Raw genomic sequence first — 16148 nt, forward strand, 5'->3', positions numbered from 1 at the left:
TCAGATGCCTTTCTGCTGGTACGGCTGGGGACGGGAGGGGCGGGCGGGCGCGGGACCGAACGCCTTGCACAGCCCGCTCGCGCCGAGCAGGGGCGTGTACGCAGCCGGACCGGGGGACGAGCCGAGTGACATGGGGAGGACTATACGCACCAGGTATACGCGGGGTGTATACCCCCGGTGCATAGTGCCATGAGGAACATGACATTCCCTGGCAAAAAAGGGCAGGATCCTGGGTTCTGGCAACCCTCGGGGCCGTTTGTCAGTCGGTTCCCATGGGCCGGGTGCTGATTGTCACGTACGGAAAAGACGTGATGGGCTCCTCTTTGTCCACAGGTGCGGTGTTAGTTTTCTGAGCTGATCTGGCGAGTCAAGAAGGCGAGCGACTGAGGTTATGGGCCGAGCGGAAGAGCGGCGGGCCCGGCAGCGCGGTGCGCGCCGGACCCAGCAGACGAAGGGCGGCCGAATACGCAGGCTCTTCACCTGGAAGAAGATGCTCGGCACCTTCTTCGGGCTCGTCCTGCTCGGCATGGGCGGCTTCTATGTCATCTATCTGATGACGCCGATTCCTGAGGCGAACGCCCAGGCGCGCATGGAGAGCAACGTCTACAAGCTCCCCAACGGCAAGATCATCGCCCGGACCGGGCAGCTCAACCGCGAGGTCGTCGGGCTCGACAAGATCCCCGAGAAGGTCCAGCTCGACTTCGTCGCCGCCGAGAACATGTCCTTCTACAAGGACTCCGGCGTCGACCTCAAGGGCACCGCCCGAGGCCTGCTGAACACCGTCTCCGGCAAGGGCAAGCAGGGTGGTTCGACCATCACCCAGCAGTACGTCAAGAACTTCTACCTGAGCCAGGACCAGACGGTCACCCGCAAGCTCAAGGAGCTGGTGATCTCCCTCAAGGTCGACCGGAAGTACTCCAAGAAGGAGATCCTGGCCGGCTACATCAACACCAGCTTCTACGGCCGCAACTCCTACGGCATCCAGGCCGCGGCGCAGGCGTACTACGGCGTGGACTCCTCCAAGCTGACCATCGAGCAGGGCGCCTATCTGGCGGCCCTGCTCCAGGCGCCCAGCCAGTACGACTGGGCGGTGGCCTCGGAGACCGGCAAGAAGCTGGTGACGGCCCGCTGGAACTACGTCCTCGACAACATGGTCAAGATGAAGGAGCTGGACGAGGGCCAGCGGGCCGGGATGAAGTTCCCGGTGCCCGTCGAGCCGAAGCCCGACCCCGGCATGGACGGCCAGACCGGTTACCTCGTCCAGGCCGCCAAGGCCGAGATGATCCGCAACGGCATCAGCGAGGCCGACCTCGCCAAGGGCGGCTGGACGATCACCCTCACCATCGACCCCAAGAAGCAGAAGCTCCTTGAGGACTCGGTGAAGCAGGAGCTGACCAGCAAGCTGGACAAGAAGAAGAAGGTCGACCAGGACGTCCAGGCGGGCGCCGTCTCGGTGGACCCCAAGACCGGTTCGGTCGTCGCGCTGTACGGCGGCCAGGACTACATGAAGCACCAGATCAGCAACGCCACCACCGCCACCTACCAGCCCGCCTCCACCTTCAAGCCGCTGATCCTCGCCACCGCGCTCAACGACAAGGCCGAGACGCAGGACGGCAAGGAGATCCGCGCCAACACCATCTACAACGGCGACAACAAGCGTCCGGTGAAGGGCGAGGGCGGCAAGGGCTACGCGCCGCCCAACGAGGACGACCAGAGCTACGGCCCCATCACCGTCCAGACGGCGATGAACAAGTCCGTCAACAGCGTCTTCGCACAGATGGGCGTGGACGTGGGGCTTCCCAAGCTGCGGGACACGGCCGTCGCGCTGGGGCTCAACCACATGAAGGGCGTCAGCGCCGAGCCCGCCATGACCCTGGGCTCCTACGGCGCGAGCCCGATGGAGATGGCCGGCGCGTACGCCACGCTGGACAACCACGGCAAGAAGGTCATGCCGTCCATCGTCAAGTCGGCCCAGCACAAGGAAGCCAAGTACAACAAGCCCGATCCCATCGGCGACCAGGTGATCAGCCGGGACGCGGCCGACGCCGTCACCTCGGTGCTCACCGGCGTCGTCGACGACGGTACGGCCAAGAAGTCGGTGCGGGACGCGTCCAACCGGGACGGACAGCCGGTCGCGGGCAAGACCGGTACCTCCGACGACAACAAGTCGGCCTGGTTCACCGGGTACACGCCCTCGCTGGTGACCTCGGTGGGCTTGTGGGGCGAGGCGGCGGGGCCGCGCACGGTGAAGAGCGACGGCAAGGAGATCACCGTCCCGAAGGGCGGCCAGGTCTCCCTCACCGACGTCGCCGACATCGACGGCCGGGTCGCCGGTGGCTCCATCCCGGCCCGGATCTGGGCCGCGTACACCTTCGACGCCGTAGGCAGCGACGACTCCAAGTTCGACCTGGAGACCGACCAGGGCGCGGCCGTGGAGCCCGATGTGACGCCGGTGACGACGCCGTCCGGGACCCCGTCCAACACGCCCTCGCGCACCCCCTCGCACACCCCGTCCAAGACGCCCTCCTCGCACCCGCCGACGCACAAGCCGACGAAGACGCCGACGACGGGCGGTCAGACGACCGGGGGCCAGACCACCGGCGGTCCGACGACGGGCGGCCAGACCACCGGGGGCCAGACCACCGGCGGTCCGACGACGGGCGGCCAGACGACGGGGGGCCAGACCAACGGTGGGCAGACCACCGGAGGCCAGACCACCGGGGGCACCACCACCGGCACGACCGACGGCGGAGCCACCCAGGGCGCCATCGAGGGCGCCGGCAGCACGCCGTAGCCCCGGCCCGTGACGTACGGCGGCCCCCCACCCGCACGGGTGGGGGGCCGAACCGTTTGCGGGGCGGCCTCGCCGCCCGTCCGCGTCTCAGGGGCGGGTCGGCAGCTCGAACCAGACCACCTTGCCGCCGGAGAGCCGGGTCGCGCCCCACCGCCTGGCCAGCCGGTTCACCAGGAACAGCCCGCGCCCGCCCTCGTCGGTGTCGCGGGCCCGCCGCTGGCGGGGCAGCTGCGGGGAGTCGTCGCCGACCTCGCAGCGCAGTACGTCCGTCTTGAGCAGCCGCAGGGTCACCGGGCGCTCCGCGTACCGCACGGCGTTGGTGACCACCTCGCTGACCAGCAGCTCCACCGAGTCCGTCAGCTCCTCAAGACCCCAGCGGTCCAGGGCGCGCCGGGCCAGGCGCCGGGCCCGGCCGGGGGCGGAGTCCTCCGGGTCCAGGAACCAGTACGCCACGTCGCTCGGCGCGATCCCGTCGAAGCGGGCCGCGAGCAGCGCGATGTCGTCGTCCCGGTCGCCGGGGCCCAGCATGTCCAGGACGTCGTCGCAGAGCGCCTCCAGGGGCGGCGGGTGGTCCGGGCCGGTCAGCTGCGCGGTGGCGGCCAGGCGCTCCCGCAACTGCTCGATGCCGGTCCACACGTCCCGCAGCCGGGACTCCACCAGGCCGTCCGTGTACAGGAGCAGGGTGGCGCCCGCCGGGGCGTCCAGCTCGACCGCCTCGAAGTCGACCCCGCCCACGCCGATCGGCGCGCCCGGCGGCACCCGCAGCACCTCGGCGCGCCCGCCCAGGTGCAGCAGCACCGGCGGCGGGTGTCCGGCGTTGGCGATGGTGATGCGGTGGGCGACCGGGTCGTACACCGCGTAGAGGCAGGTCGCCATCCGGTCGGTGCCCAGGCGCTGGGCCTGCTCGTCGAGGTGGTGCAGCACCTCCTGCGGCGGCAGGTCGAGCCCGGCCAGCGTCTGCGCGGTGGTGCGCAGCTGGCCCATGATCGCGGCCGAGGTCATGGAGTGGCCCATCACGTCGCCGACGACCAGCGCCACCCGGCTGCCGGGCAGCGGGATCGCGTCGTACCAGTCGCCGCCCACCCGGGCGGTCTCGGCGGCGGGCAGATAGCGCGAGGCCAGCCGCACCCCGGTGGGCTGGGGCAGCGAGTCCGGCAGCATGGTCCGCTGGAGCTCGTCCGCGATGTACGCCTCGCGCCCGTACAGCACGGCCTTGTCAATGCCGAGCGCGGTGTGGGTGGCGAGCTGGGCCGCCACCAGCAGGTCGTTCGCCTCGAAGGCGGGCCGCTCCAGGCCGCGGACGAACACGGCGGCGCCGATCACCCGGCGCCGGCCCCGGAGCGGGGCGAGTATGGTCCGGTGGCCGCCGGGGACCGGGCGGTCGGGGCCGAGCAGCTCGGCCAGGGCGAGACGGGCGGGCACGGAGTCCCCGAAGACCGGCCGCACCCCGCGCAGCACCTCGGCGAGGGCGCCGCCGGTGCGGACCTCGCAGAGCTCGGCGGTCGGGGTCAGATCGGTCTGGGAGTTCAGCGGGGACAGGGCGTCGGCCGCCTCCGGCTCCTGGAGCGACTCGTCGACTAAACGCAGCCGGTCGGTTCGGCGCAGCCGCAGCACGAAGGGGCTGGCGGGCCGCTCGTCCCCGACCGGCAGCGGGTCGCGCAGATGCACGAGAATCGCGTCCGAGAAGGTGGGGACGGTGGCCCGGCACAGCCCCAGCACGATCTCGTCGAGGTCTATGCCGCGCGCGATCCGGCGGGTGGCCGCGCCCACGAACCGCAGCCGGTCGCCCTCGCGCCGGGCCACCGCGGCGCCGTCCCCGCCGGGCACCTCGCCGCCGCTCCCGGACCCGGTGGCGCCGGAGGCCGGGCCGCCGGGCACGCCCCCGCCCGGGGACGGGGAGGGACCCCGTCCGGGCGGCGCCCCCATCGCTCCGGCGGCCGCCGCAGCGCCCAGGTCCCGGGCGAGGTCGCGCGAGCCGGGTTCGGGCTGGCCGGGCACGGACGCGGTGACCGGGCGGGCCTGCCGCCGGGCGGCGGGGGAGGCGACCTGGCCGGCGGGCGCGCCGGAGTGCGCGGCGGAGGCCGCACCCGGCTCGTCCGGGCGCGGCCGGGCCGCCTCAGGAGGCCGGGCCAACTGCTCCTGGTGCCGGCTCTCGTGCGAAGTGGGCTGATGCTCCGTCACGCGTCGGGTTCCGTCCGTCCGGAGTGAGACATCCACCGTGCTGGGGGCAGGACAGGGATGCGCGAGGCAGTCGCTTCGTGCGGTATACCCGCTCCACGGGCGGCCGCGACACCCCTCACGTCCCGACCCCCCTCGAGGTGACATACGGTCAATGTGCGCCCTGGGTTCCCTCGTTGTCGATGCGCAGCCTTGCGGAGGACGATCCTACGTTTGAACCCCGGGGGCGCATCAAGGGTCTCACGACGGCATATGCGCCGGAGTGCGATCCCAGTCCGCCGGGAGCGCGGGAACCGGCCACCGCGGATCGGGCCGCCACTCCTCCCATCCGTCCGAGAAGGGCCTGCCCCAGGCGCGGATCACCTCCACCGCCGCCGCCCCGGCCGCCCGCACCCGCCGGGCGCGGGCCGCGTCCATCAGCCCCACCCGCTGGGCCTGCGCGAACTCGTCCTCGTCCCGCCACTGCCAGGTGCGGTCCGGGTAGACGGAGATGTCGAGGAAATGGTCCTCGGAGTCGACCCCGCCCGACCACCGGGCGCGCGGCTCCTCCAGGTTCACGTACCAGCTCCGGAAGCGCCAGCCCCGCTCCCAGAACAGCCAGACCGACCAGGGCTCGCCGGGGCGCGCCAGCTTGAGCACCCCGGTGCCGAACCACCGGGCGCGCTCGGTGGTGCGCGGGGCGGTGTAGCGGGTCGCCAGCGGTTCCTCGTGCACGGGGGTGCCGTCCGCGAGCACCGGCTTGACGCACTCGGTGCCGGGCGCCATCCAGACGGCGAGCAGGTCGTCGGTGTCCTGGACGACGGTGACCGGGCGGCAGATGTGGACACGGCTCCTCAGGTCCGGGCCGTTGCCGCGGTAGCGCCAGAGGATCTGGTCCCCCGGCGCCCAGTGGTGCATGCCTGAGGTACCTGTCATGCGCAGATCTTAGGAGCACGGTCAAGTGCGCGCTGCGACCCGCGTCACGGCCGCGGTCACCGCCCGGTCATCGCCCCCGGTGGGGCCCACCTGTCACGGCCGGGTCATCCGCAGCACGTCCAGCGCCTCGTCCAGCTGCGCCTCGGTGAGGTCGCCGCGCTCCACATAGCCGCCCTCCAGGACCACCTCGCGGATGGTCTTCCGTTCGGCCAGCGACTTCTTGGCGACCTTCGCCGCCTCCTCGTACCCGATGTACTTGTTGAGCGGGGTCACCACCGAGGGCGAGGACTCCGCGTACTCGCGCGCCCGCTCGCGGTGGGCGGTGATCCCGTCGACGGTCCGGTCGGCCAGCAGCCGGGAGACGTTCGCGAGCAGCCGCACCGACTCCAGCAGGTTCCTGGCGATGACCGGGAGCATCACGTTCAGCTCGAAGTTGCCGGCCGCGCCCGCCGCCGCCACCGTGGCGTCGTTGCCGGTCACCTGCGCGGCGACCATGAGCACCGCCTCGGGGATGACCGGGTTGACCTTGCCGGGCATGATCGAGGAGCCCGGCTGGAGGTCGGGCAGGCTGATCTCGGCCAGGCCGGTGCGCGGCCCCGAAGCCATCCAGCGCAGATCGTTGGAGATCTTGGTGAGCGAGACGCCGATGGTGCGGAGCTGGCCGGACGTCTCCACCAGGCCGTCCCGGGCGCCCTGCGCCTCGAAGTGGTCGCGGGCCTCGGTCAGCGGCAGCCCGGTGGTCCGCGCCACCTCCGCGATGACGGCCGCCGAGAAGCCGGGCGGGGTGTTGATGCCCGTGCCGACGGCGGTGCCGCCGAGAGGGAGCTCCGCGAGCCGGGGCAGCGAGGCCCGCAGCCGCTCCACGCCGTAGCGCACGGCCGCCGCGTAGCCGCCGAACTCCTGGCCGAGGGTGACGGGAGTGGCGTCCATCAGATGCGTACGCCCGGACTTGACCACGTCCGCGAACTCGGCCGCCTTGCGCTCCAGCGCCCCGGCGAGGTGGTCCAGGGCCGGGATCAGATCGCCGGTGACGGCGGCGGTGGCGGCGATGTGGATGGAGGAGGGGAAGACGTCGTTGGACGACTGCGAGGCGTTGACGTGGTCGTTGGGGTGGACGTCCCGGCCGAGGCGCTCGCTCGCCAGGGTGGCCACGACCTCGTTCATGTTCATGTTGGACGAGGTGCCCGAGCCGGTCTGGAAGACGTCGACCGGGAAATGCTCGTCCCAGCGCCCCTCGGCGACCTCCGAGGCCGCCTCCTGGACCGCCTTCGCGATGTCCCCGTCCAGCACGCCGAGTTCGGCGTTCACCGTGGCCGCGGCCGCCTTGATCCTGGCCAGCGCCTCGATGTGGGCGCGCTCCAGGCGCTGCCCCGAGACGGGGAAGTTCTCCACCGCCCGCTGGGTCTGGGCCCGCCACTTGGCGTGCGCGGGGACCCGCACCTCGCCCATGGAGTCGTGCTCGACGCGGTACTCACTGTCGTTCATGTCCGTGAACCTCCTAGTAAAGATGAGCACTTGTCTTGTTCCAGCTATTCCCCAGCACCCCTACCGGCCGGTAAATACCGGGGGTAACTCATCACCGGGGAGGCGCAATGAGGCGCACCAGGCACAGACTCCGCCGCACGTTCGCCGCCGCCGCGGTCGCGGCGGCCGCGTTCGGCGGCATGACGGCGACGGCCGCGGCGGCACCCGCCGCGACGGTACAGTCCACCCCCCTTCCGCCCGAGCTGGAGAAGATCCGCGCCGCCGAGGCGCTCAAGCTGTACGGGGATTCCGCCGAGCGGCCCATGGACCGGCGCAGGACCGGGCTGATCTCGCTCGGCGACAGCGAGATCTCCGGCGAGGGCGTCGGCACCTACGAGGCCGGCACCAACGGCCCCGACAACTGGTGCCACCGGGCGCCCGACGCCGCGATCCACCGCACGGGGATCCCCGCCGACGAGACGTACAACGTGGCCTGTTCCGGCGCGTACACCGGCAACATCCGGACGGGCGGCTCCAAGCAGTACGCCGACGAGCTGGTCCAGAGCGACAGCCTCGCGATCAAGGCCCGCAACACCCGCGTCAAGATGGTGCTGCTGGTCGTCGGGGCCAACGACGACCTCCAGTTCGGCCCGGTGATGACCGACTGCGTGGAGCGGTACCTGCTGCTCCAGGGCCCGTGCGCGGCCAAGTACGCGCCGGGCTGGCAGGCGCGGGTCGACGCGCTCGTGCCCAAGGTCGAGCAGACGGTCACCGACCTGAAGACCGTGATGCGCGACGCCGGGTACGCCGACGGCGACTACAAGCTGGTCGTGATGGGCTACCCGAGCCCGATCGGCCCCGACTTCCACGACAACCCGAACTTCCCCGGCAAGCTCGTCTGCGGCGGCCTCGGCTACGACTCCGACACCGTCTGGGGCCGTGACACCGCGGTACCCGCCTTCGAACGCGGGATGCGCAGGGCGGCCGCCGACACCGGCGCCGTCTACCTCGACAACTCGCGCCTCTTCCACGGCCACGAGGTGTGCATGGAGGACACCTGGGCGCGCGGCCTCTACATCGACCTCTCCAAGCCCGGCCTGCCGGACTCCAACTCGGTCCGCCAGTCCTTCCACCCCAACTACCGCGGCCACGGCGCCTTCGCCTCCTGCCTCACCCAGATCTACGACGCGGACGTGCGCGAGGCGAGCTGCGCCGACCCCGCCTCCACCGGCTCTCCGGTCCTCTACCCGCTCGCCTGGGACGACGCCTACCGGCCGCTGACGAACGCGGCGACCGGCAGCTGCCTGGACGTGAGCGGCGCGAGCAGCGCCGACAACACGGCCGTGCTCGGCTGGGACTGCCACGGCGGCCGCAACCAGGGCTGGTGGTACGACGGCGCGCGCAGGTCGCTGCACACCCAGCTCACCCAGGACCGCTGCCTGGACGTGCCGGGCGCGGCCTACACGGCCGGGGCAAAACTGATCATCTGGAACTGCCACGGCGGCGCCAACCAGGAGTTCGTCCGGGACGGCTCCACCCTGCGCCCGGCGGCGGCCACCGGGCTGTGCGCCACGCTGGCGGCGGCCAGGGACCCGCTGACGCTGCGCCCGTGCGACGGCTCCCCGGCGCAGCGCTTCGCGTAACGGCTCCCGGGGCACGACCGCCCTCCACATCACCGGCCCCTCCCTTTAGGTTAGGCTGTCCTAACTTACAGGGAGGGGATCGGGCGTGAACGCCGAGGTCTATCGCGACAGCTGGGGCGTCCCGCATCTACGGGCGGACGGCCCCCGCGCGCTGGCGTACGCCCAGGGCCGGGTCACCGCCGTCGACCGGGCCTGGCAGCTGGAGGTCGAACGGCACCGGGTGCAGGGCACCACCGCCGCCTTCCTCGGCCCCGACGCGGCCGGCTGGGACGTCTTCGCCCGCCGCGCCCGCCTGGCCGACACCGCCCGGCGCTGCTTCGCGGCGCTGGACGCGGAGACGGCCGACTGGGTCACGGCGTACACGGAGGGCGTCAACGACGGACTCGCCGAGGGCGCCGCCGCGCAACCCGGCTTCGCCGCGACAGGCCTGACCCCCGGCCGCTGGGAGCCGTGGACCCCGCTCGGCGTCTGGCTCTCCACCCACATCCTCTTCGCGGGCTTCCCCACCAAGCTCTGGCGCGAGCGGGCGGTCGCCGCCCTCGGCCCCGGCGCGGTGGAGCTGTTCGCCACCGACGGCCCCGGCACCGCCGGCTCCAACGGCTGGCTGATCACCGGCGAGCACACCGCGTCCGGCGCCGCGATCCTCGCCGGCGACCCGCACCGCTTCATCGAGGACCCGGGCGTCTACCAGCAGATCCGCCTCGCCTGCCCCGAGTTCGACGTCGTGGGCCTCGCCGTCCCCGGCGTCCCCGGCATCGCCCACTTCGGCCACACCGGCTCGGTCGCCTGGGCCATCACCAACGCCATGGCCGACTACCAGGACCTCTACCGCGAACGCCTGCGGCGCGACGGTACGGGCGTGGCCGCGTTCGGCCCCGACGGCTGGGCCCCCGCCGCCGTCCACACCGAGACGGTGGAGGTGGCGGGGGCGGCCCCGGTGACGGTCGAGGTCATCGAGACGGACCGGGGCCCGGTGATCATCGGCGGCCCCGACGCGCCCGACGCCATCAGCCTGCGCCACCCGCCCCGCGTCACCGCCGCCCTCGGCTTCGCCGCGCTCCCGGCGCTGCTGCGCGCCCGTACCGCCGACGACGTCGACCGCGCCTTCGACGACTGGGTCGAGCCCGTCAACGTGGTCCAGGCCGCCGACACCACGGGCGGCCGGCTGCACCGGGTGGCGGGCCGCGTACCGGTGCGGCACGCGACCAACCGCGTACGGGTCGTACCGGCCTGGGAGGCGGACCACGCCTGGACGGGCTGGGCCCCCATGCCGCGCGCGGAGGTGCACGGGACGGCGGTGATGGCCAACGAGCGGGGCCTGGCGGCGCCGCTGGGCGTGGAGTTCGCGCCCCCGTACCGCGCGGAGCGCATCGCGGCACTGCTCGCCGGCTCCCGCTCCTGGACGCCCGGGGAGATGTCCTCCCTCCACATGGACACCCACCTGGCGTCGGCGCGCCCGCTGCTGAAGCTCCTCGCGTCCCTGGAGGACCTCACCCCCGGGGCGGCGGCGCTCCGGGACCGCCTGGGCGCCTGGAACCGCCGGATGGACGCGGACTCGACGGACGCGACGGCGTACGCGGCGGTACGGGACCGGCTGGTACGGGCGCTGGCCGCCCACCCCTGCTTCGCGGACCTCGCCGAACTCCCGCCGCTGCCCGACCTGTTCCTGCCCTGGCTGGCGCTGACACCGAGGATCGCGTTCGCACTGGAGACGATCCTGACCACACCGATGCTGCCGGAGCTGGACAGACCGCACCTCGTCAGGGTGGCGCTGGAGGAAGTGGCGGCCGGGGGCGCGGAGTTCGGCCCCTGGGCCGAGGCGCACCGGCTCGCGCCGTGGCAGGCGGTGCCGACCCGCGAGGAGTGGCCGGGCCTGGCGGGCGACCACGACTGCGTCCTGTCGACCAGCAGCGTCCCAGGCGTGACCCACCACAGCGCCCGCGGCCCGGCGGCACGATACGTCTGGGACCTGGCAGACCGTCAGAACAGCCTGTGGGTCGTCCCGTTCGGTGCCTCGGGCACCCCCGGCAGCCCGCACCACCGCGACCAGACGCGGCTGTGGACGGCGGGGGAGTCGGCGCGGGTGGAGACGCGTTGGAGCGAGCTGAGAAGAGAGCGGACGGTGACGGAGCGTATGGACGAGCGGATTCCCGGGCGGACGGCGGAGGGCGCTGAGGTCTACGAGGAGAAGATCCCGGACTTCGGAACGGTCCGGCTGCGCCGGCTGGACCCCTCCGGCGACGCGGAGCTGATCCACTCCTGGGTCACCGAGGAGCGGGCGCGCTTCTGGGGGATGCTGGACGCGGACCGCGCGTACGTGGAGGAGACCTACGCGTACGTGGACTCCCTCCCCACGCACCACGCCTTCCTCCTCCTCCTGGACGACGAGCCCGTGGGGCTGTTCCAGACGTACGAGCCCGGGGCGGACCCGCTGGGGGAGTGCTACGAGGTGCGCCCCGGCGACGTGGGCGTCCACATCCTGCTGGCCCCCGCACCGGGCCCCGGGCGCCCCGGCTTCACGGGGACGCTGATGAGCTCCCTGATCCGCTACGTCCTCTCCGACCCGTCCCACCGGCGGATCGTGGTGGAACCGGACGTCCGGAACGAGAAGTCGATCGCGCGGATGGTGCGGGCGGGGTTCGTGCTGGGGGAGGAAGTGCAAAAACCAGAAAAAAGGGCCCGCCTGGCGTTCCTGGAGAGGCCTTCGACGCCACCCCGCCCCTGAACCGCGGGCCGCGCCCCTGACTGCCCAGGGGCGCGTGGAACTGCGCGACCAGCCACACACGGTCCGCAGACGGACTCCGGACCCCCGCCCGGGGGCCCGGGGGGCGCAGCCCCCCGGGAGACCCCGAAAAACCCCTTACGGCTGCGCCACACCCCGTACCGGAATGTTCAAGAACGTAGGCGCCTCAGCCGGAGCCTGGAAGAAATCGTTCCCCTTGTCATCGACCACGATGAACGCCGGGAAATCCTCCACCTCGATCCGCCACACCGCCTCCATCCCCAGCTCCTCGTACTCGACGACCTCGACCTTCTTGATGCAGTCCTGCGCGAGCCGCGCGGCCGGCCCCCCGATCGACCCCAGGTAGAACCCCCCGTGCGCCTCACACGCCCGAGTGACCTGCGCCGACCGGTTCCCCTTCGCCAGCATCACCTTGGACCCGCCCGCCGCCTGGAACTGCTCCACGTACGAGTCCATGCGCCCGGCCGTCGTCGGCCCGAAGGACCCCGACGCGTACCCCTCCGGCGTCTTGGCCGGACCGGCGTAGTACACCGGGTGGTCCTTGAGGTACTGCGGCATCTCCTCCCCCGCGTCCAGCCGCTCCTTGATCTTGGCGTGCGCGATGTCGCGCGCCACGACCAGCGGACCGGTCAGCGAGAGCCGGGTCTTGACCGGGTACTTGGTGAGCTCGGCGAGGATGTCGTCCATCGGCTGGTTGAGGTCGATGCGCACCACGTCGGAGGACTCGTCGAGGTGGTCGTCCGTCGTGTCCGGCAGGAACCGCGCCGGGTCCTTCTCCAGCTCCTCCAGGAACACGCCCTCGGCCGTGATCTTCGCGACCGCCTGGCGGTCCGCCGAGCAGGACACGGCGATCGCGACCGGCAGCGAGGCGCCGTGCCGGGGCAGCCGCACCACGCGCACGTCGTGGCAGAAGTACTTGCCGCCGAACTGCGCCCCGATCCCGATCTTCTGCGTCAGCTCGAAGACCTTCTCCTCCAGCTCCGTGTCACGGAAGCCGTGCCCGGTCGCCGAGCCCTCGGTCGGCAGCTCGTCGAGGTAGTGCGCGGAAGCGTACTTCGCGGTCTTCAGCGCGAACTCGGCGCTGGTGCCGCCGACCACGATCGCCAGGTGGTAGGGCGGGCAGGCCGCCGTACCGAGCGAGCGGATCTTCTCCTCCAGGAACTTCATCATGGAGGCCTCGTTCAGGACCGCCTTCGTCTCCTGGTAGAGGAACGACTTGTTGGCCGAGCCGCCGCCCTTCGCCATGAAGAGGAACTTGTAGGCGCCGCCGTCCGTCGCGTACAGCTCGATCTGCGCGGGCAGGTTCGAGCCGGTGTTCTTCTCCTCCCACATGGTGAGCGGAGCCATCTGCGAGTACCGCAGGTTGAGCTGGGTGTACGCGTCGAAGATGCCGCGCGAGAGGGCTTCCTCGTCGCCGCCCTCGGTCAGCACGTTCTGCCCGCGCTTGCCCATGACGATCGCCGTGCCGGTGTCCTGGCACATCGGCAGCACGCCCGCCGCCGCGATGTTGGCGTTCTTCAGCAGGTCGAGCGCCACGAACTTGTCGTTGCCGGACGCCTCGGGGTCGTCGACGATCCGGCGCAGCTGGGCCAGGTGGGCCGGGCGCAGATAGTGCTGGATGTCGTGGATCGCCTCGGCGGCCAGCTTGCGCAGCGCCTCCGGCTCGACCTTGAGGAACGTACGGCCGTCGGCCTCGAAGGTGGAGACACCTTCGGCGGTCACCAGGCGGTAGGGCGTGTTGTCCTCTCCCAGGGGGAGCAGATCGGAGTACGCGAACGCAGGGCTGGGAGGGCGGGAGACGGGGGACATGTGTACGGCCATTCCTCACTCGGCAGACAGCGGCTGACCTCCATTGGCACAGCGCCCTCAAGCGTATGCCGCCGCCACCGCGCCGATTCTGTGAGGTAGGGCTCAGTCGCGGCGGGGGTGGCGCGCGCGTGACGGACGCGCCGACTGTCGCGAACCCCTAGTCGCGATCTATCGCGTTTGGGTACGCTGGCCGCGTGGACGATTCCGTGGACCTGGAGAAGCACGCCGAGCAGCAGCCCCCGAAGCCGACGGAGGCCGCGCTCCTGCGCGCCTCCGACGCCGACCGCGACCGGGCCGCCGACATCCTGCGCGAGGCGCTCGCGGAGGGCCGGCTGGACGCGGAGGAGCACGCCGAGCGCATCGACGGCGTCTACCGCGCGAAGACGGTCGGCGAACTGGAGCCGCTCGTACGGGACCTCCCGGCGGCCGCCGGCGGCGCGCACCGCTTCGGCGCGCCCGCCACCGCCTCATCCGCGCCCGCGTACGCGACCGCACACGCCCCGGACGAGCCCGCCGGACCCGTCGCCGCCGAGAACCTGGTCGCCGTCTTCTCCAGCTCGACCCGCAAGGGCCGCTGGCGCGTCGGCCGCCGCACCAACGCCTTCGCGCTCTTCGGCAGCGTCGAGATCGATCTCACCGAGGCCTACTTCGAACAGCGGCTTTCCGTCATCAACGCCACCTCGATCTTCGGCAACGTGGAGGTCCGCGTCCCCGAGAACCTGACCCTGCGCGGCAGCGGGACCGGCGTTTTCGGCAACTTCGAAGTGGACACCCTGGAGGCCGAGCACCCCGAGGCGCCCGTGGTCGTCGTCAACGGATACTCGGTATTCGGCAACATCGAGGCGAAGCCGAAGCGCGGCAAGCGGATCGCCGACCTCCACGGCCGCCTGCGCAAACACCTCGGCTCCTGAGGCGTCACGTCCGCACACTTCCGGTCAACGGCGCGCGTTCGCACTTCCGGACATCGGAACTCAGTGCATAGGCACGCGTACAGCGGGTAGGGACTGTCGCATCGTCGCTCGCTCGCGAAGCCGTCGTCAGCCGTCGTCAGGAGTTGGCCGTGCTGCATCCGCCGCATCAGTCCCTGCAGGTCGCCGTCGCCGTCCCGCCGCAGCGCGGCCCCGCTCGGGAGGACCAGGCGGGCCCGTGGCACACGGAGGCGGTCTGCCGCCGGGACGAGGCGGGGCTGTTCTTCGCCCCCTCCAAGGAACCGACGGCCGCGCGCCTGTCGCGCGAGGAGGCCGCCAAGCGGGTCTGCGCCCGCTGCCCGGTCATGGTCGAGTGCCGTGAACACGCCCTGCTGATGCCCGAGCCGTACGGGGTGTGGGGCGGTCTGACGGCGGCCGAGCGGCGTGTGGTGCTGGCCCGGCGGCGCCGGCGCGAGGTCGAGCTGAAGAAGGCGGCGTCCGCCGCCTGACGCGCGCGTACGTACGCGAAGGGGCGCCCCCGTCCGCACAACGGGAGCGCCCCTTCACGTACGTAGGAGACCCGAAGCCCCCGGCCGGACCGAGGGCCCGGCCCGGGGCTTCGGCGCCCCTGCGCCGCTACCTCTGCGTCACTTCGCCCGGTCGAAGTCGATCTGGCTGTAGGCGCGCAGCTTCGAGAGGCGGTGGGTGGAGTCGATCTGGCGGATCGTGCCGGACTTCGAGCGCATGACCAGCGACTGGGTGGTGGCGGTCTCGGCGCGGTAGCGCACGCCGCGCAGCAGCTCGCCGTCGGTGATGCCGGTGGCGACGAAGAAGACGTTGTCGCCGGAGACGAGGTCGTTGGTCGACAGCACCCGGTCGAGGTCGTGCCCGGCGTCCAGCGCCCGCCGGCGCTCGGCCTCGTCCTTGGGCCAGAGCTTGCCCTGGATCGTGCCGCCGAGGCACTTGATGGCGCAGGCGGAGATGATGCCCTCGGGCGTGCCGCCGATGCCCATCAGCAGGTCCACGCCGGTGCCCTCGCGCACGGCCATGATCGACCCGGCCACGTCGCCGTCGGAGATGAACTTGATGCGGGCGCCCGTCTCGCGGATCTCCTTGACGATGCCCTCGTGGCGGGGCCGGTCGAGGATGACGACGGTGACGTCCTCGGGCGAGGAGTTCTTGGCCTTGGCGACGCGGCGGATGTTCACCGAGACGGGGGCGTTGATGTCGACGAAGTCGGCGGCCTCGGGGCCGGTGACCAGCTTGTCCATGTAGAAGACGGCCGACGGGTCGAACATGGTGCCGCGGTCGGCGGCGGCCAGGACGGCGATGGCGTTCGGCATGCCCTTGGCGTTCAGGGTGGTGCCGTCGATCGGGTCGACGGCGATGTCGACCTCGGGGCCGGTGCCGTCGCCGATCCGCTCGCCGTTGTAGAGCATCGGGGCCTCGTCCTTCTCGCCTTCCCCGATGACGACGACGCCGTTCATGGAGACGGTGGAGACGAGGGTGCGCATGGCGTTGACCGCGGCGCCGTCGGCGCCGATCTTGTCGCCGCGCCCGACCCAGCGGCCGGCGGCCATGGCGGCGGCCTCGGTGACCCGGACCAGTTCCAGGGCGAGGTTGCGGTCGGGAGCCTCGGGCGAGACCTCGAGTTGGGGCGGCAAGTTGTGCTCGGTCATCGGAGCGCACCTTTC

The 16148-nt window shown here is 71.9% G+C and carries 11 protein-coding genes; 5 read left to right on the top strand and 6 right to left on the bottom strand.

Annotated features, from left to right (window positions below):
- A complete protein-coding gene (locus AC069K_RS31295; protein ID WP_478621901.1) occupies positions 1-132 on the bottom strand; it encodes a hypothetical protein in 132 nt (43 codons plus the stop codon).
- Between the two features lie 259 nt (positions 133-391).
- Here AC069K_RS31295 and AC069K_RS31300 point away from each other — a divergent pair, with 259 nt between their 5' ends.
- Positions 392-2794 carry a transglycosylase domain-containing protein gene (locus AC069K_RS31300; protein WP_478621903.1) on the top strand — a complete coding sequence of 801 codons (2403 nt, stop codon included), beginning with the start codon at positions 392-394 and terminating at the stop codon, positions 2792-2794.
- 87 nt (positions 2795-2881) lie between these two features.
- Here the strand turns inward: AC069K_RS31300 and AC069K_RS31305 are convergent, their stop codons facing one another.
- From AC069K_RS31305 to AC069K_RS31315, 3 genes are all read right to left on the bottom strand, one after another.
- Positions 2882-4975 carry a SpoIIE family protein phosphatase gene (locus AC069K_RS31305; RefSeq protein WP_478621905.1) on the bottom strand — a complete coding sequence of 698 codons (2094 nt, stop codon included), beginning with the start codon at positions 4973-4975 and terminating at the stop codon, positions 2882-2884.
- A 237-nt stretch (positions 4976-5212) separates the two neighbouring features.
- Positions 5213-5887 carry a cytidylyl-2-hydroxypropylphosphonate hydrolase gene (gene fomD / locus AC069K_RS31310; protein ID WP_358833083.1) on the bottom strand — a complete coding sequence of 225 codons (675 nt, stop codon included), beginning with the start codon at positions 5885-5887 and terminating at the stop codon, positions 5213-5215.
- A gap of 93 nt (positions 5888-5980) precedes the next feature.
- Positions 5981-7372: a class II fumarate hydratase gene (locus AC069K_RS31315; RefSeq protein ID WP_365109455.1), complete on the bottom strand. Its 1392-nt coding sequence runs from the start codon at positions 7370-7372 to the stop codon at positions 5981-5983.
- A 107-nt stretch (positions 7373-7479) separates the two neighbouring features.
- Here AC069K_RS31315 and AC069K_RS31320 point away from each other — a divergent pair, with 107 nt between their 5' ends.
- Both AC069K_RS31320 and AC069K_RS31325 read left to right on the top strand, forming a co-directional pair.
- On the top strand, positions 7480-8994 hold the full coding sequence (locus AC069K_RS31320) for a ricin-type beta-trefoil lectin domain protein (protein WP_478621907.1): 1515 nt from the start codon (positions 7480-7482) through the stop codon (positions 8992-8994).
- Positions 8995-9079: 85 nt separating this feature from the next.
- On the top strand, positions 9080-11719 hold the full coding sequence (locus tag AC069K_RS31325) for a GNAT family N-acetyltransferase (protein WP_478621909.1): 2640 nt from the start codon (positions 9080-9082) through the stop codon (positions 11717-11719).
- 135 nt (positions 11720-11854) lie between these two features.
- Here AC069K_RS31325 and AC069K_RS31330 read toward each other — a convergent pair whose 3' ends face one another.
- Positions 11855-13546 (bottom strand): fumarate hydratase, encoded by a 1692-nt coding sequence (locus tag AC069K_RS31330; protein WP_478621911.1) that lies wholly within the window; start codon positions 13544-13546, stop codon positions 11855-11857.
- A gap of 206 nt (positions 13547-13752) precedes the next feature.
- Between AC069K_RS31330 and AC069K_RS31335 the strand changes: the two genes are divergently transcribed.
- Positions 13753-14457 (top strand): DUF1707 SHOCT-like domain-containing protein, encoded by a 705-nt coding sequence (locus AC069K_RS31335; RefSeq protein ID WP_478621962.1) that lies wholly within the window; start codon positions 13753-13755, stop codon positions 14455-14457.
- Positions 14458-14606: 149 nt separating this feature from the next.
- The gene (locus AC069K_RS31340) at positions 14607-14963 is read left to right on the top strand and encodes a WhiB family transcriptional regulator (protein ID WP_067163559.1); all 357 of its coding nucleotides are present in this window, start codon (positions 14607-14609) and stop codon (positions 14961-14963) included.
- A 138-nt stretch (positions 14964-15101) separates the two neighbouring features.
- Here AC069K_RS31340 and glpX read toward each other — a convergent pair whose 3' ends face one another.
- Positions 15102-16133: a class II fructose-bisphosphatase gene (gene glpX, locus AC069K_RS31345; protein ID WP_478621913.1), complete on the bottom strand. Its 1032-nt coding sequence runs from the start codon at positions 16131-16133 to the stop codon at positions 15102-15104.
- Positions 16134-16148 lie beyond the last annotated feature (15 nt).

It is taken from the genome of Streptomyces sp. NPDC043908, assembly GCF_056435525.1.

Bases quoted from the DNA above. Each gene is read 5' to 3' on its own strand.
- AC069K_RS31295 (WP_478621901.1), bottom strand. From the start codon at position 132: ATGTCACTCGGCTCGTCCCCCGGTCCGGCTGCGTACACGCCCCTGCTC.
- AC069K_RS31300 (WP_478621903.1), top strand. From the start codon at position 392: ATGGGCCGAGCGGAAGAGCGGCGGGCCCGGCAGCGCGGTGCGCGCCGG.
- fomD (WP_358833083.1), bottom strand. From the start codon at position 5,887: ATGACAGGTACCTCAGGCATGCACCACTGGGCGCCGGGGGACCAGATC.
- AC069K_RS31315 (WP_365109455.1), bottom strand. From the start codon at position 7,372: ATGAACGACAGTGAGTACCGCGTCGAGCACGACTCCATGGGCGAGGTG.
- AC069K_RS31320 (WP_478621907.1), top strand. From the start codon at position 7,480: ATGAGGCGCACCAGGCACAGACTCCGCCGCACGTTCGCCGCCGCCGCG.
- AC069K_RS31330 (WP_478621911.1), bottom strand. From the start codon at position 13,546: ATGTCCCCCGTCTCCCGCCCTCCCAGCCCTGCGTTCGCGTACTCCGAT.
- glpX (WP_478621913.1), bottom strand. From the start codon at position 16,133: ATGACCGAGCACAACTTGCCGCCCCAACTCGAGGTCTCGCCCGAGGCT.